Annotated in this window: 19 protein-coding genes; 9 read left to right on the top strand and 10 right to left on the bottom strand. The window is 40.4% G+C overall.

Features of this window, described 5'->3' with window-relative positions:
• Nucleotides 1-24 precede the first annotated feature (24 nt).
• Nucleotides 25-348: a hypothetical protein gene (locus ACX3PZ_RS09750; protein ID WP_459112664.1), complete on the bottom strand. Its 324-nt coding sequence runs from the start codon at nucleotides 346-348 to the stop codon at nucleotides 25-27.
• Between the two features lie 166 nt (nucleotides 349-514).
• Here ACX3PZ_RS09750 and ACX3PZ_RS09745 point away from each other — a divergent pair, with 166 nt between their 5' ends.
• From ACX3PZ_RS09745 to hisS, 3 genes are all read left to right on the top strand, one after another.
• Nucleotides 515-841, top strand: a complete 327-nt coding sequence (locus ACX3PZ_RS09745) for a single-stranded DNA-binding protein (protein WP_459112663.1) — start codon at nucleotides 515-517, stop codon at nucleotides 839-841.
• Between the two features lie 11 nt (nucleotides 842-852).
• A complete protein-coding gene (locus ACX3PZ_RS09740) occupies nucleotides 853-1,293 on the top strand; it encodes an HRDC domain-containing protein (RefSeq protein WP_459112662.1) in 441 nt (146 codons plus the stop codon).
• A gap of 178 nt (nucleotides 1,294-1,471) precedes the next feature.
• Nucleotides 1,472-2,818, top strand: coding sequence for a histidine--tRNA ligase (hisS, locus tag ACX3PZ_RS09735; protein ID WP_459112661.1), 1,347 nt, complete (start codon nucleotides 1,472-1,474; stop codon nucleotides 2,816-2,818).
• Between the two features lie 102 nt (nucleotides 2,819-2,920).
• Here hisS and ACX3PZ_RS09730 read toward each other — a convergent pair whose 3' ends face one another.
• From ACX3PZ_RS09730 to ACX3PZ_RS09720, 3 genes are all read right to left on the bottom strand, one after another.
• On the bottom strand, nucleotides 2,921-3,178 hold the full coding sequence (locus tag ACX3PZ_RS09730; protein WP_459112660.1) for a YtxH domain-containing protein: 258 nt from the start codon (nucleotides 3,176-3,178) through the stop codon (nucleotides 2,921-2,923).
• Nucleotides 3,179-3,497: 319 nt separating this feature from the next.
• Nucleotides 3,498-4,346 (bottom strand): isoaspartyl peptidase/L-asparaginase, encoded by an 849-nt coding sequence (locus tag ACX3PZ_RS09725; protein ID WP_459112659.1) that lies wholly within the window; start codon nucleotides 4,344-4,346, stop codon nucleotides 3,498-3,500.
• Nucleotides 4,347-4,350: 4 nt separating this feature from the next.
• The gene (locus tag ACX3PZ_RS09720) at nucleotides 4,351-5,235 is read right to left on the bottom strand and encodes a cyanophycinase (RefSeq protein ID WP_459084235.1); all 885 of its coding nucleotides are present in this window, start codon (nucleotides 5,233-5,235) and stop codon (nucleotides 4,351-4,353) included.
• A gap of 193 nt (nucleotides 5,236-5,428) precedes the next feature.
• Here ACX3PZ_RS09720 and cphA point away from each other — a divergent pair, with 193 nt between their 5' ends.
• Nucleotides 5,429-8,059: a cyanophycin synthetase gene (gene cphA, locus ACX3PZ_RS09715; protein ID WP_459084234.1), complete on the top strand. Its 2,631-nt coding sequence runs from the start codon at nucleotides 5,429-5,431 to the stop codon at nucleotides 8,057-8,059.
• Between the two features lie 70 nt (nucleotides 8,060-8,129).
• Here the strand turns inward: cphA and ACX3PZ_RS09710 are convergent, their stop codons facing one another.
• From ACX3PZ_RS09710 to ACX3PZ_RS09695, 4 genes are all read right to left on the bottom strand, one after another.
• Entirely contained in the window at nucleotides 8,130-8,747 is a 618-nt protein-coding gene (locus tag ACX3PZ_RS09710; RefSeq protein ID WP_459084233.1) for a DUF4230 domain-containing protein, read from the bottom strand.
• Between the two features lie 12 nt (nucleotides 8,748-8,759).
• A complete protein-coding gene (locus ACX3PZ_RS09705; protein ID WP_459084232.1) occupies nucleotides 8,760-9,188 on the bottom strand; it encodes a thioredoxin family protein in 429 nt (142 codons plus the stop codon).
• 28 nt (nucleotides 9,189-9,216) lie between these two features.
• The gene (locus ACX3PZ_RS09700; RefSeq protein ID WP_459084231.1) at nucleotides 9,217-9,681 is read right to left on the bottom strand and encodes a pyrophosphohydrolase domain-containing protein; all 465 of its coding nucleotides are present in this window, start codon (nucleotides 9,679-9,681) and stop codon (nucleotides 9,217-9,219) included.
• A gap of 96 nt (nucleotides 9,682-9,777) precedes the next feature.
• On the bottom strand, nucleotides 9,778-10,917 hold the full coding sequence (locus ACX3PZ_RS09695) for an acyl-CoA dehydrogenase family protein (protein ID WP_459112658.1): 1,140 nt from the start codon (nucleotides 10,915-10,917) through the stop codon (nucleotides 9,778-9,780).
• A 243-nt stretch (nucleotides 10,918-11,160) separates the two neighbouring features.
• On the opposite strand from ACX3PZ_RS09695, the gene ACX3PZ_RS09690 reads away from it, so the two are divergent.
• From ACX3PZ_RS09690 to purF, 4 genes are read left to right on the top strand one after another with little or no spacing between them, the layout of a single operon-like run.
• Nucleotides 11,161-11,766, top strand: a complete 606-nt coding sequence (locus tag ACX3PZ_RS09690) for a SatD family protein (RefSeq protein WP_459084229.1) — start codon at nucleotides 11,161-11,163, stop codon at nucleotides 11,764-11,766.
• A gap of 1 nt (nucleotide 11,767) precedes the next feature.
• Nucleotides 11,768-12,472, top strand: coding sequence for a DUF3307 domain-containing protein (locus ACX3PZ_RS09685; protein WP_459084228.1), 705 nt, complete (start codon nucleotides 11,768-11,770; stop codon nucleotides 12,470-12,472).
• A 47-nt stretch (nucleotides 12,473-12,519) separates the two neighbouring features.
• Nucleotides 12,520-13,242 carry a phosphoribosylaminoimidazolesuccinocarboxamide synthase gene (purC, locus tag ACX3PZ_RS09680; protein ID WP_459084227.1) on the top strand — a complete coding sequence of 241 codons (723 nt, stop codon included), beginning with the start codon at nucleotides 12,520-12,522 and terminating at the stop codon, nucleotides 13,240-13,242.
• A gap of 41 nt (nucleotides 13,243-13,283) precedes the next feature.
• Complete coding sequence (purF, locus tag ACX3PZ_RS09675) at nucleotides 13,284-14,777, top strand: amidophosphoribosyltransferase (protein WP_459112657.1); 1,494 nt, start codon at nucleotides 13,284-13,286, stop codon at nucleotides 14,775-14,777.
• A gap of 96 nt (nucleotides 14,778-14,873) precedes the next feature.
• Here the strand turns inward: purF and ACX3PZ_RS09670 are convergent, their stop codons facing one another.
• Together ACX3PZ_RS09670 and aroB are read right to left on the bottom strand one after the other, a co-directional pair.
• The gene (locus tag ACX3PZ_RS09670) at nucleotides 14,874-15,464 is read right to left on the bottom strand and encodes a porin family protein (RefSeq protein ID WP_459112656.1); all 591 of its coding nucleotides are present in this window, start codon (nucleotides 15,462-15,464) and stop codon (nucleotides 14,874-14,876) included.
• Between the two features lie 147 nt (nucleotides 15,465-15,611).
• Nucleotides 15,612-16,652 carry a 3-dehydroquinate synthase gene (aroB, locus tag ACX3PZ_RS09665; protein ID WP_459112655.1) on the bottom strand — a complete coding sequence of 347 codons (1,041 nt, stop codon included), beginning with the start codon at nucleotides 16,650-16,652 and terminating at the stop codon, nucleotides 15,612-15,614.
• Nucleotides 16,653-16,748: 96 nt separating this feature from the next.
• Here aroB and ACX3PZ_RS09660 point away from each other — a divergent pair, with 96 nt between their 5' ends.
• A complete protein-coding gene (locus ACX3PZ_RS09660; RefSeq protein ID WP_459112654.1) occupies nucleotides 16,749-17,915 on the top strand; it encodes a proline dehydrogenase family protein in 1,167 nt (388 codons plus the stop codon).
• Nucleotides 17,916-17,937: the final 22 nt, after the last annotated feature.

The following is a 17,937-nucleotide window of genomic DNA, read 5'->3' as shown; positions in this document are numbered from 1 at the left end:
ATTACTGCCTTATCTGAAATAGCCTTACACGTCCTTTTTCCAGGATTTCATAGCCTCGTCATAGAGAATTCTACGGGTCGTTCCATCAGAATATATTTTTTGCTGCGTAAAATACTCGAAGTTAAAGCCCTCTGCGCTTAATTTTGTGGTCGTCGTTGCGGCCTGATTTTCTACAAAAGAATAGCTTAGAAGGATTTTATAGTTGCGTCGCAGCTGAGAATTGATGCTTCGCATGAGGTTCGAGGTGTCCTTATTGTTTTTGTTATTGTAGGTATTGCGACAAGAATCGTTGCAAAATTTTTTATCGGAGCGCCCCACAAGGCGCTCGCCACATTCTAAGCAATTCATGGTTTTTTTTCAAATATAAACATATTCTTTTTTATTCGATTGCAAACGACTACAAATGTAAGTAAGTGAGTACGAACCGAATCCCTCCTAAACGATTTTGAAACTTTGCTTCCAAGTAAATACCCGAGAGGGGTGAAAAGAATTGTTTAACCAAAATTACAGTAGTATGTCTATTAGAAATCGAGTAAGTTTAATTGGCCGTACAGGAGGCGATGTTGAAATTGTAACCTTTGAAAACGGAGGTGTGAAAGCTTTGGTATCCCTGGCCACAAACGATTATTACATGAACCAAGAAGGGGAAAAAGTGGAGGAAACCCAATGGCACAATTTGATTGCCTTTGGGAAAACTGCAGAAATTCTTCAGAAGTATGTTTTTAAAGGAAAAGAAATTGCAGTGGAAGGGAAAATTCAGTACCGCAGCTATGAAAATTCCGAAGGGCAAAAGAAATCCATCACGGAAATCCGGCTCAGTGAAGTGATTTTACTAAGCTAGTTCCACGGACGATGAAACTTAAATTGTTCACACTTAGAGCGGCTGAAAAACTGCTGGAGGAAGATCAAACTTTGATCAATGCATTTTTTGAAGAGCACCAAGTAATCCAAATAGAAACCGCTTACATTGGCGTGGGCGATACCCTATGGTCGGTCGCGGTTATTTATGAGATTCCTTTTCAGAAAAAAGGTTTGAAAGAGCAGGCCACTAAGCTTCTTTCTGAGGCCGATGGAGTTCGGTTTGAAGAACTCAAGAAATGGAGAACTGCCCATGCTCGTAGTCAAAACGTTCCGCCTTACCGCGTAGCGACGAATCGGGAGTTGCAGGCCGTTCTAATCCAGAAGCCTACAGATTTAGAATCACTTCGATCCATTCCAGGGTTTGGAGAGGCAAAAGTGAATTCCTACGGAGAGGATCTTTTGAAGGAATTAAAAATAATTTTCCCGGTATAATTTTATATTTTTTTTTCGTGTTTTAGGGTTGCGCTTTTTACTTCGGTGGAAAGCGCATTTTGTATGGATACTTAAATCCAGTACTCCTTTTCAAAGCAGAGAAGGGAACTAAAGGTAAAAATCCGTATTTTTGCCATCTGGCTTTGTATAAGGCAAATCCCATTGAATTACTATCATTATGAAACCAAGTTTAGCAAAAGGAACGCGTGATTTTACAGCAGAAGAGCTGCAAAAGAGAAGATATATAATTTCTGTACTTCAGAAGAATTTTGAACTTTTTGGCTATATGCCTTTGGAAACACCGAGTTTTGAAAACTTAAATACACTCACAGGAAAGTACGGAGAGGAAGGGGACCGATTGATTTTTAAAATTCTTAATTCTGGTGATTTCTTATCAAAAGTAAATAGCCAAGATTGGGAAGGGAAATTAAGTCAGAAATTAGTAAGTCAAATTAGTGAGAAGGCACTTCGCTATGATTTGACTGTGCCTTTTGCACGCTTTGTAGCCATGAATCAAGGAAAATTGACGTTCCCATTCAAGCGCTATCAAATCCAACCGGTATGGAGGGCGGACCGTCCACAAAAAGGTCGATTTAGAGAGTTTTATCAGTGCGACGCGGATGTAGTAGGAAGTGAAAGTTTATGGCAAGAAGTTGAACTTGTGCAGCTTTATTCAAAAAGTTTTGAGGATTTAGAACTTCCGGTCGAAATTCATTTGAACAACCGCAAGATTTTAATGGGATTGTCACAATATGCAGAGATTGAAAGTCAGCTGATTGATTTTACAGTCGCCTTAGACAAACTCGATAAAATAGGAGAGCAGGGAGTTCGTAACGAAATGATGGAAAAGGGGATTTCAAAAGGGGCTATTGACAAAGTTGCTTTTCTATTTGATGAGACCCTTACACAAAGCGAAGTTTTAGAGATTCTTACGACCTGTTTCGCAGAGATTCCAGAAGGAAAACAAGGAGTAGAAGAACTTCTCTTTGTTTTGCAAGAGTGCGAAAAAGTAGGACTTACAAACAAGCTCGTCTTTAACATTACCCTTGCCAGAGGTCTAGATTACTATACAGGAGCTATTTTCGAAATAAAAGCCCTGGGGGTAGAAATGGGCTCTGTTGGAGGAGGCGGTCGCTATAACAACTTAACTGAAGTGTTTGGAGTTAAAAATATGCCTGGAATTGGGATTTCCTTTGGCCTTGACCGAATCTATCTGGTGTTAGAAGAATTAGGACTGCTCACAAAGCACCAAGGGGCAACCACGGATTATCTTTTTGCAAATTATGGATCGCAGGAATCTTCAGCAGCACAAAGCGTTTTAGCAAAATTACGAGCGAAGGGCTATTCTTGTGAGCTGTACCCAGAACCTGCGAAGCTGAAAAAACAGTTCCTCTATGCTGAAAAGAAAGGAATTCAGAACCTTGTATTTTACGGAGAAACTGAAATTCAAAACGAAAACATTTCGATTAAGGATTTAATTTCAGGAGAACAAAAGACCTTGAGTTTGCAGGAATTTTTGCAATAGAATTTCAGCCACTTTTTCCCCATAAAAAATCCAACTAAAATCAATTAGTTGGATTCTCTTTGTATAATATGAATGTGAAAATTAATCCATGTGGATTCTTGATTAGTTCAAGTCAGACTTAATGTCTTGCGCTGTGTCTTCTGCTTTTTTGGTGTATTCACCCGCTTTGCTCTGAACTTGTGAAGCGACATCGTTCGCTTTGTTTTTAATATCAGATCCCCATTTGTTCACGTTGTTTTTCACGTTGTCAAGTTGATCTTTTACTTTTTGTTGGTCTTCTGGGGTTGAATTTTTGTATTTCCACCATGCAAAAGCACCTAATCCTAATAAGGCGAGTAAGCCATTTCTTTTATTACCCATAGTTGTGTTTTTTTTAAATTAATTTTTGAATTTGTATACCTACAGTAATGTAAAATACGTGCCAAAATTTGAAGGCTGCTATTAAAATTTTGTTAAAATTGATTAAATGAAATGGAATGGGTTATTGAAGCAAATTCTCACTCTCCAATCTCAGGTGGAAAGTATAGATTTAAGGCGTCAATTGGCCTAAAGAAATAACGATACCTAGATTTGCGTTGAAATCATAGGACATTGCTTCTTACACTATAATAGATAGGAAAGGGCTTTTCAGAAGCAAGCACTTAAGAAGGATAAAAAGAAAAGATTTTAAGGAGAGTCCCTAATCAAATACTTCCAGATGGGTTCCGTCATAGGAAGCGAACACCATGGTAGGATGAGAATCCAAATGAAAAATATTTCCATGGGCATCGATCCCAATTGCACCTGCAAAGCCATCGATTTTTTTAAGTTCCGTAAATGTTTTCGTAAAAGCCGTTTCAAGGGTCGCACCGTCACTGACTCTTGTGACGATCTTGCAGGCTGTAGCGTTGCTTACAATGTCTTCTCCCACACCCGTACAACTAACGGCGCAAAAAGAGTTTGCATAATTTCCAGCCACAGTTGCTGAGTCTGAAACCCGACCTGGAATCTCAAAGCCTTTTCCACCGGTGGAAGTCGCTGCGGCTAGTTTTCCGTTTCTATCTAAAACGACGCATCCTACCGTGCCTTTGCCTTCGCTTTTTTTCTTGGCAAGGTATTCCGCTCTACGGCTTGGAATTTCTGTGGAATAAGAATCAAAGCCTAATTTCTCGGCATATTGCTTGGCTCCCGGACCGCTTAGAATTCGGTCCTCTACTTGGGCGTCCATTAATTTTTTCGCGACCTCAATTGGGTTTTTAACTTCTTCTAAATTGATGACCCCGGACATTTTTTGAGTTTCTCCATCCATCAGTGCTGCGCTCATTCGAATGACCCCATCGCTTTGAATCTGCGAGCCTGTTCCCGCATTAAATAAAGCATCGTCTTCTAATAAACTCACAGCATACGTGCAAGTCTCCACTGCACTATGAGAGGAAAGGTACATGTACGATTTTTCAATGATGGTTTTAAGAGCGGATTGCTTTGCTTTTTTCGTTTCTAGGCTTTGATCGCTTTCGGAGAAAAAGCCTCCGTGGATAAGAAGTTTCATAGATTTAAGCTTGAGGTTGGGTTTGGTACTGTGAATTGACAATGGTCATTTCTTTCGTCGTAAGATCGAAATGGTCGTCTTGGGACATCACGTGCACCGTTAGATTATCAATAGACACAGGTTGTCCGAGATGAATGTTGGTTAGGTTTGTATCTTTAATAAAGCGACCGTCTACAATGATCACAAGTCCAGAACCAACGGCTGTCATCACGCCATCGTAAATATAAAGGCCGGTGTCTTCTCCAAGTCCGATTCCTAAGGTTCTCGGGTTGTTGACCACCGATTGGAAAAGTCTGCCAATTCGACCTCGTTGGACAAAGTGAGTATCAATAATCACGTCATCAATAAAACCTAGCCCCTGTGTCGTTTTCACTTCCCCTTTTAAAAGAGCTTCACTGCTAGAGCCTTGATAGATCATATTTTCTGAGGCAGCTGCCGCACCTGCAGAAGTTCCCGCATACACGAAATTTTCAGTTTGGTATTTGTTTAGAATGGCATCGTGAAAGCGCGTCCCTCCTAGAATAGAGGAGAGTCGAAGTTGATCGCCCCCTGTGAACATGACCACGTCAGCCGCATTGGCGCGAGCCACAATGGCATCACTGTTTGCCTGCTCTCGGTTCGTTATGTCTAGAATTTGAACATTTTTTGCTCCTAAGAATTCAAAGGCTTTTTTATACTCAGGTCCTACAATTTGTGCAATCTGGGAAGCTGTGGGAATGACCTCAATGACGGAGTCTTCTTTTAATCGTGCTTCATTAATGATCTTTCGCAGAATTCCTTTTTCAAAAAAATTTAGATTTTGTTCTACATTGGAGTCAAAATCAGTTTCAGCGAAACTGCCTTTATTCACAGCGCCGCCAATGACTATTAGTTTTCCTAGTGGCTTCATGGTTGCAAAGTTAGAAATAATTAATTTCTTGAGAAATTCTAAGCAAGGATTATCGGTTTACAAGACCATTTTTTAAGCTGAACTTAAATAAGTTAATCAGAAATATAAAGTTTAATTTGATTCTTTGTTGAAACCAAATTATTTTTGAATTATATTTGATTACAATTTAATCGTCAACCTACCCCATTCAAAGATGAAAATAGAAAAGATACAAGTACTACGAGGACCCAATATTTGGAGTATTAGAAGAACGAAGCTCATTCAGATGAGACTCAATTTGGAAGAACTAGAAGAATTACCGACCAATAAAATACCCGGATTTCGAGAGGGAATTGAAAAGTTAATCCCTAGTTTACTGTCCCACCGATGCTCAGAAGGAGAAGTGGGTGGTTTTTTTCACCGTGTGGAAACTGGCACTTGGATGGGGCATGTCATTGAACATGTGGCCTTGGAACTGCAGACTTTAGCAGGTATGGATACGGGGTTTGGTCGAACAAGAGAAACCAAATCTCCGGGGATATATAATGTGGTATTTAGCTATATCGAGGAAAATTGCGGTGTTTTCGCTGCAGAAGCTTCTGTAGAATTAGCACAAGCTTTGGTTAATGGCGAGACTTACGATTTAGAGGCAACGATTCAAAAGCTAAAAGAAATTCGAGAGCGCGAACATTTAGGACCCTCGACGGGTAGTATCGTGCAAGAGGCAGTTTCTAGAAAAATTCCGTGGATTCGATTGGGAAAAAATTCCTTGGTTCAACTCGGGTACGGTGTGAATCAAGAGCGCTTTCAAGCTACGATCACGGGGAAAACCAGTTCGATCGCAGTGGACATTGCATGCAACAAAGAGCTTACAAAAAAGATGCTTGATGATGCGGCTATTCCAGTACCTCTAGGAGGTTTAGTTCGCGATGAGCAGGAATTACAAGAAACCATTGATAAGATTGGATATCCTATTGTATTAAAGCCCTTAGATGGAAATCACGGTAGAGGACAGTCTATCAATGTCACCACGTGGGAGGCAGCCGCAGAGGGACTTGTAGAAGCACAAAAGATATCAAGTCGTGTGATTGTTGAAAAATATGTCACGGGTTATGATTTTCGAGTTCTAGTCATTAACAATAAACTTGTTGCCGCTGCAAGAAGGGTTCCTGCTAGCGTGGTAGGGGATGGAGAGACGAGCATTCAAGTTCTTATCGAGAAGGAAAATCAGGACCCGAGAAGAGGGTTTGGGCATGAAAAGGTGCTTACGGAGATTCATGCGGATCGAAGCACAGACGAACTTTTAGATAGATTAGGGTACACGTTAGAAACGGTTCCTCAGAAAGGTGAAATCATTTATTTGAAATCTACGGCAAATCTTTCGACAGGGGGTACCTCGATCGATGTGACCGATATGGTTCATCCGGATAACATTACACTGTGCGAAAGGATTTCAAAGATTATTGGTCTAGACGTTTGTGGGATTGATATCATGGCTGAAAATTTAACCCAGCCTCTAAAAGAAACAGGAGGTTGTGTCCTTGAGGTCAATGCAGCACCCGGATTCCGGATGCACCTGGCGCCCAGTGAGGGACTTCCTCGAAACGTCGCTGCACCTGTCGTCGAAATGCTGTACCCTCCAGGAAAGCCATTTCGAATTCCGATCATTGCCGTGACCGGTACCAATGGGAAAACCACCACTACGCGAATCATTTCTCACATTGTAAAAAACAACGGGTATCGAGTAGGATTTACCACTTCCGATGGAATTTACATTCAAAACACGATGCTTTCCAAAGGCGATACCACAGGGCCGCTTTCGGCTGAATTTGTATTGAAAGACCCCACAGTTGAGTTTGCGGTGTTAGAAACTGCTAGAGGCGGTATCTTACGTTCAGGACTAGGCTTTGGACTTTGTGATATCGGGGTTCTTACCAATATTAAAGAAGACCATTTAGGGCTAGACGATATTCACAATTTAAAAGACCTAGCACGTGTGAAACGCGTGGTTTTAGACAGTGTGAAAAAGGACGGTTGGTGTGTTCTGAACGCAGAGGATGAATACTCGATGAGATTGGTGGGAGATCTCGATTCCAATGTCGCACTTTTTAGCCTTGATGAGAACAACCCACACATCGTAAAGTACTCCAAGCAAGGTAGAGTAACCTGCATTTACGAAGAAGGATTTATCACGATTAAAAAAGGAGATTGGAAAATTAGGATTGCCAAAGTGACTAACATTCCCATTACTATGGAAGGGAAGGCGAAATTCATGATTGAAAATGTACTAGCCGCGTCTTTAGCCACCTATTTATATGGATTCGCGATCGAAGACATAGCGATGGCCCTACGGACTTTTGTTCCGAGTGCTCAGTTAACGCCGGGAAGATTAAATATTTTTAAGTTCAAAAACTTCAAGGTTTTAATCGATTTCGCGCATAACGCAGCGGGTTATGAAGCCATTGAAGATTATTTAAGCAATGTGGAGGCAACCAAGAAGATCGGAATTATTTCCGGAGTGGGCGATCGCCGTGACGAGGATATTCGAGAATGTGGAAAAATTGCAGGACGTATGTTTGATTATATTATTATTCGAAACGAAAAGCACCTTAGAGGTCGAAAAGAGGAGGATATTAATCAATTAATCATCGACGGAATAACATCTTCAGGTAGAGATGTGAGCTACGAATGCATCTCTAAAGAAATTGAAGCTCTTAAACATGCAATGGCTATGGCGGAGGAAGGAACCTTTATTACCGCATTGAGTGATGTGGTGGATAACGCCATCGAACTGGTCCAGGATTATCAATTTAGAGAACAGCAAGAAGAACAGAGTGGATTGTAATTTGAATTAAGATCCTAATTTTAGAACTTCTTGCGGATCATTCATAGAACGGGACACTCGATGAATCGTATTAAAGTTTTAATAGATTCATCGAGCCTGTTTCGTCTACAATGTTATAATTGAGAGCCTTAGCTAAAACGAATATTTGATCTAGATTTTCTCTTAGTTGTACTTTACTTTCCTGTACTAATTTCTTTTGGTTGACCGATTTTAGTGCGTGGTCTTTTGCAGCTTTTTGGATTTTTTGCAAATCCTTTTGCTCGATACGATTGAAGAAGGAATCGTCCACAGAACTTATCTCAACACTCGGAATAATTCGGATTTCGGGATCGGGAATTGCGAGAATGGTCAGGGTTCGATTTGTGCTATCCACCTCGACTTTGAGTTGATTCAAATCGTAAGAAACTTGTGCATTGGTTTTCGTGAAAGTGACGATTTCTTTATCCATTGTAGGTAGGAGTCCGCCTCCTAGAATCTCCGTACTCATTTTCGTACGCTGAATAGTAGAGAAATCTTGCTCCATCACGACCATTTTATTCATTTTGCGGATTTGATTTGTAATGACATAGTAAGAGTTGTCGACCTTTTCATTTGAACTTGTAAGGAGATTTTTCAAAAGAAGTCCGATTAAAAGCGTCAAAAGTACACCGATCAAAAATGCGGGAATATGTTTTGAGTAGTTGTTCACAAGTATAAATTATTAAGGTTGGACGGTTTGTAAAATGCGGAGAAGATCTTTCTCAAGACTTTCTGATTGCGGACGCTCTACGATGCGTCCTAGTTCTTCGCCGTTTTTGAGAAGGAGAAGAGTAGGAACTTTTTCAATTTGAAAGTTTTGAATTTCTTTTTTAGGTTCTTTTTTCTCTTCGTCTACTGTATAGAGAGTAAGGCTAGAGGTGGGAAGCTCTAACCTTTCAAAAATTTTCATAAGCCTAGGAACTTGCTCTTGACTATCCTCGCACCAGGTTCCAAAAAACAATACTTTTTGAATGCTTTTTAAATCCAAAATACGTAGTTCATCAAGAATGCTTAAATCCAAGGGGTACTCGTCGTATTGCGGTTGAAACCACGATGCAATAGCGGGGCGTTTAAGTAGATCTTGAGATTGTATCCCAGTAGAGTCCGACATAGCGTTTTAATTGTGCGTTAAAATGAGATTACTTTAAGTATTTCCCTAGTTCTGCGGGAGAATAATTTAGGCTTTTTAATACTTTATTATCTTGGGTTCTGTAGACGTTAAATTTACCGTTTAATTCTTTTGTATAACAGGCAATTCCTTTATTCCTATACTGCTCGAGGGTTTGCTCTGCCTCGTTTCGATCTTTGCAAGCTTTGGATAGATTGGATCGATGCACTTCTTCAAACAACGATTCAAATCTATCAGCCATACCAAATTCCAAAATCGCGCCATTGAGCACATACTGCAAATCGCAGAGTGCATCTGCTACCTCGATGAGGTCCTTTTGCGCAAGTGCTTCTTTTAATTCATCCAGTTCTTCCTGCAATAGCCGAACTCGCAGCTCAGCTCTTTCTTTAGCGGGAATTTGCGGACTGGTTAAATGAGGGACTGAAAAAACCGAATGAAATTCGGCTACTTTTGAAAGGCTGTCTTTAGTACTCATAGGGTAGAATATGGGGTGGTTTCAATAAAAAAAGGCTGCACAAAAGAGTTTGAACCTCCTTTAACGCAACCTGTATTTTTGTCTTTGTCTTAAATGTTAATGAGAGATTGCTCTTCCAATTACAAGTCTCTGAATCTCGGAAGTTCCTTCGCCAATGGTACAGAGTTTAGAGTCTCTATAGAATTTTTCGACAGGAAAATCTTTGGTGTATCCGTAGCCTCCGAAGATTTGCACGGCATTGTTTGAAATTCGAACACAGGCCTCAGAGGCGTAAAGCTTCGCCATCGCGCCTTCTTTGGTCATTTTGGCTTTGCTGTTTTTTAAAGTGGCCGCATTTCGGATTAGAAGTTCAGAAGCCTCAATTTCCGTTGCCATGTCTGCAAGCATGAAGTTCACCGCTTGGAATTCATTGATCGCTTTGCCAAATTGTTTTCTCTCTAAGGAATATTGTAACGCGGCTTTGTAAGCTCCGCGCGAAATTCCTAGACTTAATGCCGCAATTGAGATACGACCTCCGTCTAAAATTTTCATAGCCTGCTTAAATCCTTCGCCTACTTCTCCTAACCTGTGGGAATCCGGTACACGAACCCTATCGAAGATGAGTTCTGCCGTTTCCGAAGCTCTCATTCCAAGTTTATTTTCTTTTTTACCAGAGCTAAATCCTGCCATTCCTTTTTCCAAAACAAAAGCGGTCGAATTGTTTTTGGCTCCAATTTCCCCAGTGCGGGTCATGACCACTGCAATGTCACCTGAGATAGCGTGCGTAATGAAGTTTTTGGCTCCACTGATAATCCAATCGTTTCCGTCTTTGACGGCAGTAGTACTCATACCGCCTGAATCAGAACCTGTGTTATGTTCTGTAAGTCCCCACGCGCCAATGGTTTTTCCAGAGGCGAGTTGAGGGAGCCATTTTTGGCGCTGCTCTTCGTTTCCGAATTCATAAATATGGTTAGTGCATAGGGAATTGTGTGCGGCAACAGAAAGGCCAATGGAGGGGTCTACCTGCGAGATTTCATCAAGGATGCTAACGTATTCTTGGTAGCCTAATCCAGATCCGCCATATTCTTCCGGGATTACAATTCCCATGAATCCCATTTCTCCCAGTTGGTGAAACAATTCCTTTGGAAACGTTTGAGCTTCGTCCCACTCCATAATATTGGGGCGTATTTCTTTTTCCGCAAATTCTTTGGCGGTCTGTGCGATCATTTTTAAGCTTTCTTGCAGTTCTGTTTTCATAAATGTTGTTTGCGTAAATATAGACAAAAATGCGCTTTTTAGAAAATTCTTTTATCCTTTAGCTATGAGGTTGTTACTCGTTCTTTTCGGAAAAGTCTTTTCCCCTCACGAAATGCTTTGTTTCTTTGGTATTAGGTTTAAAGCTAATAATTAAACAATATTAGATGATTAGCTTATTTAAGCGGATATTAGACTTTTTACTTATATAGTTGTATTATTAGTTTTATTGCTTATTTTTGCTCTATGAAAGCGGTCATCACGGGAGACATTATTAATTCAGAAAGCACCGAGACGGAAATCTGGCTAAAGCCCTTAAAAGCTTTGCTCTCTCATTGGGGCTCAAGTCCCAAGGATTGGGAGATTTATAGGGGAGATGAGTTCCAAATAAAATGCGAACCTCAGCTTGCTTTTAAGTACGTACTTGCGATCAAATCCCTAGTCAAATCGATTGAAAGTTTGGATGTAAGAATGGCAATCGGCATCGGGGAGGAGAAATTCACATCTGAAAAAATCACAGAGTCCAACGGATCCGCATATGTTGCTTCCGGTAGATTGTTAAATCAGTTAAAAGCCGACGGCAAGACCCTAGCCATTCAGACCCCGAACCTTGCGTTAAATGAGGAATTAAATCTACTCTTTAAATGGGCCTCGATCGATTTTGATAGTTGGACGTGGGCCGTTGCTCAAATTCTACACGAATTCATTATTCTACCTGGAATTACTCAAGAGGAATTAGCACAAAAATTTAGCATCACACAGTCTTCCGTAAGTCAGCGACTGAAAAGAGCGAACCTCGATCTCATTTCGCAAACCGAACAATACTATAGACTAAAAATATCTCAGCTGTAACATGATACTCTCACTGCTCCTTCTGGCCCATTTACTCGGAGACTTCTTGCTCCAACCTAAATCTTGGGTACAGGCGAAAGAGCGTGATACGTACAAAAGTGTCTACTTATATGCCCACGTTATAATACACACCCTTTTGGTACTTCTTTTCCTTCCACGGGAGTTTTGGTGGTTTTCGTTGGTGATTGGGAGTACACATTATCTTATTGATTTGTTGAAATTAAGGTTCCAAACGACTTCCACTAAGGTGAAGTGGTTTTTTGGGGACCAAATCCTTCACTTGATTGTGATTCTTTTGTTATGTGTGGGAATGGACCAATGGAGCCTATCGAAAGAAACCCTACTGGTCAATACGCCTCTAATTCTAGGCGCCGTCTTTGTTACGATTCCCTGCTCAGTGATGGTGAAAAGTTTGATCTCGAGCTGGACTCCGTTCACGCCTTCTGCCGAAAGCACACAGAGTGAATCTTTAGTCAATGCGGGCCATTATATTGGAATTTTGGAGCGTCTTTTGGTGTATATATTTATCGTGACTGGACATTGGGAAGGAGTCGGTTTTATGATTGCGGCTAAATCTGTATTTCGATTTAGTGACTTAGCTCAGGCCAGACAGAGAAAGTTAACCGAGTACGTACTAATAGGTACACTACTTAGTTTTGGACTCTCAGTGGTAAGCGCACTGTTAGTAATTGGAATTTATAATTAGATCCTAATAAAATTTTTCCTTGACAAGGAAAAGCAAATGTAAAAAGTATGAACGTAAAAGGAGAGATGCTCTACGAGGGCAAAGCAAAGCAGATTTTTTTAACCGAAAATCCAGAAGAAGTCATTGTGCGTTTTAAAGACGATGCCACCGCCTTTAATGCACAAAAAAGAGGTTCGTTTGATCGAAAAGGGGAATTGAACAATGCAATTACCACCCTCATTTTTGAATACTTAAAAAAGAAAGGTGTAGAAACGCATTTTATCAAACAACTAGACGATCGCGAACAACTCGTGAGAAAAGTAACGATTATTCCTCTTGAGATGGTAGTTAGAAACTATTCCGCAGGAAGTATGGCCCAAAGGCTAGGCGTGGAAGAAGGGATTAAATCCCCCGTCACGATCTTTGATATTTGTTACAAGAAAGACGAATTGGGAGATCCCCTAATTAATGACTACCACGCGATCTTTTTAGGAGCTGCCACAAGAGAAGAATTAGATCAAATGTACAAGCTCACAGCAGAAATAAACGAGCATTTGGTAGAATTGTTCGACCGTATGAACATTATCCTCGTCGATTTTAAAATTGAACTAGGAAAAACTTCCGACGGAAAAATTATTTTGGCGGATGAAATTTCGCCTGATACCTGCCGTTTGTGGGATAAAGATACGATGAAAAAACTCGATAAAGATAGATTTAGAAGAGATCTTGGAGAGGTTACAGAAGCGTATGTAGAAATTTACGAGCGCCTTCAAGCCGCACTGGAAAAATAAGGACAACCAAAAGACGAAAGTCTAAAGTTAGAGAAAGTCAAATGAAAAATTTAAACAACCACCGAAAAGCCTACTTAGAGCAATTTAAAACCAGAAGTTACGGACGTAACCTTTTGCGTAGCCAAAGTGAGGAGCGCCTCGATGCACCTAGCGAAGAGTGTGGGATCTTTGCACTGTATTCCGAAGAAAATACGGATACTTTTTCCTTATCGCAATTCGGACTCTTTGCCTTGCAACACCGTGGACAAGAAGCTTGTGGGATTTCGGTGATGAACGATGGAAAGATTGTCAACATTAAAGACGAAGGTCTTGTTTTAGATGTTTACAAAGAAATTCGCAATCCGGAAACTTTTATGGGCAATGGTGTAATAGGGCATACCCGTTACACGACCGCTGGAGACAAAAAGAAATTCAATTTCCAACCCTTTTTTGCGAAGAATGAATACGACCAAATCATTCTCTCGATTGCACACAACGGAAATCTAACCAATGCCAGAGAACTTAAAAAGGAGCTCGAAGCGGAGGGTGTGGTCTTTAAAGCAACTTCCGATTCGGAAGTGATTTTAAGATTAATTCAAAAGAATTTAGATTTAGGCCTTCGCGGGGCTATTAAATCGACCATGGAAAAAATTGAAGGAGCCTATTCTGTAGTAGGAATTACAAGAAATAAATTCTTTGCGTTCCGAGATTTTCACGGAATCCGCCCGTTGGTCTTAGGAGCTATTGATGAAAAGACCTTCGTTGCAGCCTCTGAAACCGCTGCTCTCGATGCCGTAGGCGCTCAATATGTGCGAGATATCTTACCTGGTGAAATTGTTTACACGAGCGATCACGAGAAGGGATTGCAATCCTATATGGTGAGAAAAGATTGCGAGAGAAAGTTATGCTCTTTTGAGTACATTTATTTCGCACGTCCTGATTCCACCTTAGAAGGGATTAATGTCCATGAGATTCGAGAAAAATCAGGAGAGAAAATTTGGGAACAAGCCCCTGTAGAGGCTGATATTGTCATAGGAGTTCCAGATTCTGGAGTTCCGGCGGCCATTGGCTTTTCCAAAGTTTCTGGAATTCCTTTTCGCCCTGTTCTCATCAAGAATCGCTATGTAGGAAGAAGCTTTATCATCCCCACGCAAGAGATGAGGGAGAGGATTGTAAATTTAAAACTCAATCCTATCAAAAGCGAAATTAAAGGCAAGCGAGTGGTTATTATCGACGATTCGATTGTTCGGGGAACAACCTCAAAGCGCCTTGTGAAGATTTTGAAAGAAGCCGGCGTAAAAGAAATTCACTTCCGTAGTGTTTCGCCTCCTATCATTGCGCCTTGCTACTTAGGGATTGACACGCCCTCGAAAGACGATTTAATTTCGGCAAATATGAGCGTAGAAGAATTGAGAGATTACTTAGGAGTGGACTCGTTAGAGTTCTTAAGCATCGACAATTTAAAAGTGATCCTAGGATCCGATAAGCATTGCTTTGGGTGTTTTACAGAAAAATACCCAGTGGCTAAAGGAGAACAAGTAGAACTGTTTGATTAAGATTCAGCCAAGTTTTACTTTAAATCTAATGAAAAGGCTCTCTTCAATACGAAGAGAGCCTTTTCTTATAAAAAGATTGATTGTTTCTAATTCAATTTAGAATTTAAAAGTAACCCCTGCTTGGAAGACGTTATTTTTGTTGTCAGCATCCGATCCGAAATCTTGATTGCTTTCGTCCGTTGCATCTGTGAATCCTGCTACGTAACGAGCATTAATTCCAATGTTGTTTGTGATGTTAAATCCAGCACCAAGTCCAACACCAAAGTTAAATGAGTTGAAGTTGTCTTTGTTTAGATCTGAAGATCCTTCAAAGCTACCTGATTCAACTTTTGATTTTGCTCCTACAAGGAAACCAAATTCAGGACCTGCTTCTAAGTAGAACTGAGGAACTACGTTATATTGGAACATAACAGGTACTGTAATGTAATCTAAAGTTAAAGTACTGGAAGCATTTCCGTAGTCGTATTTTGAACCTACACTGTTGTAAAGAACCTCAGGTTGAATACTAAAGTCTTCTGCAATCGGAGCATTCATAAATACACCTGCATAATACCCAGTTTTTGAATTGGTCTGTACATCGTTGTCATCAGAAATGTTGGAAACATTTACACCCGCTTTCACTCCAAATTGTTGAGCAAACGTTAATGAACTTACTGCAAGGGCAGCACCTAATAATAACTTTTTCATATTTTCTAATTTTAAATTTTACTTCAAAGTGAGTGGCAATTTGCATGCCAAAAACCGTGGATAAACCTCGAAATTATTCTACAAAATATTATATATAGTTGATTATTAATGAGATAAATTTAAATAACTGTTTGGTTTTTCATTTGATTACAGAGCTCGATACGTATCCAAAACCAAGAGTATTTCGGAATCACTCACCCTTTGATTCACCAAAGAATTGCCAATTTCGCAAAGAAGTGTAAAGTTAATATCTTCCAAAACTTCGTTCTTTTTGTCATGACGCATAATTTCAAGGAGCGATTCGTTCGAAAAGGATTCAATGGGTAAAAGAGGATAGAGGGAAAGGATCTTTTGCTGAATGGAGTGAGCCTGAGACGAGTCTAAGATGCCTCGTGCAAGCGATAGCTCAGTCTCAATTACCATTCCGATGGCTACACAGTGACCGTGGGTAACTTCCATTCCTGATTTAAGGTAAAGACTCTCAATAGCATGACCTACCGTATGACCAAAGTTGAGTGCTTTGCGAAGATTCTGCTCTTTAAAGTCCTTCTCTACCACGGACTGTTTTAATTCCATGGATCTCAGAATTAGAGGAGCTAGGGATTTCGCATTGTACTTGGGGAGAGTGGTGAGGTCCTCCCAGTGCTTGGAATCTAATATTAAGCCGTGTTTAAGCATTTCGGCTAGCCCACTTAAGATTTGCTCCTCAGGCAAGGTTTCAAGAAATTCAGGATAGACAAAAATAGCCTTTGGAAATTCGAAGGTGCCAATTAAATTTTTATAAAATTGAAAATCAATACCCGTTTTTCCTCCGATGGACGCATCGCACATGGAAAGCAGGGTGGTAGGGATATGAATAAATGGAATTCCTCGTTTGTAGGTAGATGCTACAAAGCCTCCTAAATCACTAATGACACCCCCTCCTAAATTAATGAGTAAGGCTTTGCGGTCCGTGTGAAACTCAGCTAAAATTTCCCACAATTGCAGCGCTGAATCTAGGTTTTTCAATTCTTCTCCCGCTTCTATTTCAATGATTTCAAAAGGAATTTCAGTCCTTAGATTTCCCAAAAGGGTCGGTAGACAATGGTGATGGGTATTTTGGTCCACTAGAATAAGGAGTTGACTTGGGCGGAGGTCCTCGATCCAGTCATTTAAGGTCGTGAAGTCCTGGTCTAGAAATCGTATCATGAAATTTATTTTTACAAAAGTACAAATATGACTTTTTTCATCTGAATGTTCGCTAAACAATTATTAAATTTGAGCACTTAATTATCTTTTACCATTATGTCCCCATTTAACGATACAAAAATTGCCTTTCAGGACAAATCTAGTGCTCAATTAAAGAAAGCGTACTGGATGTTTAAAGCTATTGAAAACCCCACCCTTACAAATTTAGGAATCAATGTTTTAAATTTCACAATTAAAAATGAATTCCCATTTGTAGAATCCGTGGTCAAAAACACGCTTTTTGAACAGTTTGCAGGGGGAGAAACACGCGAAAAAAGTCTACAGGTAGTCAATCAAATGTATACTCATCACATCGGGAGTATTTTTGATTATGCCATTGAAGGCAAGGAAGATGAACATACATTTGATCATACCTGTGAGGAAATCAAGCAAAACATTAAGTTTGCTCAGGGCAATCCTGCCATTCCTTTTGTGGTGTTTAAGCCCACAGGATTTGGTCGTCTCGAACTCTACAGCACCGTGCAAGCGGGAGGGGTCCTAACGAGCAGCGAGATCAAAGAATGGGCTAAAGTTAAAAAGAGGTATGAAGAAGTATGCGCCTTAGCCTACGAGAAAGATGTCGTGCTAATGGTGGATGCCGAAGAAACGCAAATGCAAGATACCGTAGACGAACTGGTAACCGAAATGATGGCTCTCTATAATAAAAAGAAAGCGATTGTATGGAATACGGTTCAAATGTACCGTACCGGCAGACTCGAGTTTTTAGAAAAAGACTTGCAAAGAGCGAGCGAAAAAGGATACTATCTAGGCTATAAATTTGTAAGAGGGGCCTACATGGAAAAAGAAAGAGCGCGCGCGGCAGCCCTAGGACTTGCCGATCCTATTCAGCCTAATAAGAAAGCGACGGACGATAATTACAATGCAGCGATCGATTTTGTAGTGAATCATTTAGACCGTGTTTCGGGCTATTTTGGGACGCACAATGAAAAATCAACCGAGCTCATCATGGATAAAATGAAAGAAAAAGGTATGGAAAACTCCCATCCAAATATTTTCTTTGGCCAACTCTACGGGATGAGCGACAATATTACCTACTACCTAGGAGAGAATAAATACAATGCTTCAAAATACTTACCTTACGGACCGGTTCGTGATGTAGTTCCCTACCTAACTCGCCGAGCACAAGAAAATACGTCCGTCAAAGGGCAAACCGGACGAGAATTAGGACTAATAGACCGCGAGCTTAAGAGACGGAATTCTTAACCCAATAGTAGAAAAGAAAAAC

The sequence above is a fragment of the Chryseobacterium sp. A321 genome (assembly GCF_054489265.1).
The sequence above is the reverse complement of the archived record's forward strand: the minus strand, read 5'-3'. Positions and strand labels throughout refer to the sequence as shown.

Excerpts from the sequence above, each read along its gene's own strand:
- ACX3PZ_RS09750 (WP_459112664.1), bottom strand. The coding sequence starts at position 348 with ATGAATTGCTTAGAATGTGGCGAGCGCCTTGTGGGGCGCTCCGATAAA.
- ACX3PZ_RS09745 (WP_459112663.1), top strand. The coding sequence starts at position 515 with ATGTCTATTAGAAATCGAGTAAGTTTAATTGGCCGTACAGGAGGCGAT.
- ACX3PZ_RS09740 (WP_459112662.1), top strand. The coding sequence starts at position 853 with ATGAAACTTAAATTGTTCACACTTAGAGCGGCTGAAAAACTGCTGGAG.
- hisS (WP_459112661.1), top strand. The coding sequence starts at position 1,472 with ATGAAACCAAGTTTAGCAAAAGGAACGCGTGATTTTACAGCAGAAGAG.
- ACX3PZ_RS09730 (WP_459112660.1), bottom strand. The coding sequence starts at position 3,178 with ATGGGTAATAAAAGAAATGGCTTACTCGCCTTATTAGGATTAGGTGCT.
- ACX3PZ_RS09725 (WP_459112659.1), bottom strand. The coding sequence starts at position 4,346 with ATGAAACTTCTTATCCACGGAGGCTTTTTCTCCGAAAGCGATCAAAGC.
- ACX3PZ_RS09720 (WP_459084235.1), bottom strand. The coding sequence starts at position 5,235 with ATGAAGCCACTAGGAAAACTAATAGTCATTGGCGGCGCTGTGAATAAA.
- cphA (WP_459084234.1), top strand. The coding sequence starts at position 5,429 with ATGAAAATAGAAAAGATACAAGTACTACGAGGACCCAATATTTGGAGT.
- ACX3PZ_RS09705 (WP_459084232.1), bottom strand. The coding sequence starts at position 9,188 with ATGTCGGACTCTACTGGGATACAATCTCAAGATCTACTTAAACGCCCC.
- ACX3PZ_RS09700 (WP_459084231.1), bottom strand. The coding sequence starts at position 9,681 with ATGAGTACTAAAGACAGCCTTTCAAAAGTAGCCGAATTTCATTCGGTT.
- ACX3PZ_RS09695 (WP_459112658.1), bottom strand. The coding sequence starts at position 10,917 with ATGAAAACAGAACTGCAAGAAAGCTTAAAAATGATCGCACAGACCGCC.
- ACX3PZ_RS09690 (WP_459084229.1), top strand. The coding sequence starts at position 11,161 with ATGAAAGCGGTCATCACGGGAGACATTATTAATTCAGAAAGCACCGAG.
- ACX3PZ_RS09685 (WP_459084228.1), top strand. The coding sequence starts at position 11,768 with ATGATACTCTCACTGCTCCTTCTGGCCCATTTACTCGGAGACTTCTTG.
- purC (WP_459084227.1), top strand. The coding sequence starts at position 12,520 with ATGAACGTAAAAGGAGAGATGCTCTACGAGGGCAAAGCAAAGCAGATT.
- purF (WP_459112657.1), top strand. The coding sequence starts at position 13,284 with ATGAAAAATTTAAACAACCACCGAAAAGCCTACTTAGAGCAATTTAAA.
- ACX3PZ_RS09670 (WP_459112656.1), bottom strand. The coding sequence starts at position 15,464 with ATGAAAAAGTTATTATTAGGTGCTGCCCTTGCAGTAAGTTCATTAACG.
- aroB (WP_459112655.1), bottom strand. The coding sequence starts at position 16,652 with ATGATACGATTTCTAGACCAGGACTTCACGACCTTAAATGACTGGATC.
- ACX3PZ_RS09660 (WP_459112654.1), top strand. The coding sequence starts at position 16,749 with ATGTCCCCATTTAACGATACAAAAATTGCCTTTCAGGACAAATCTAGT.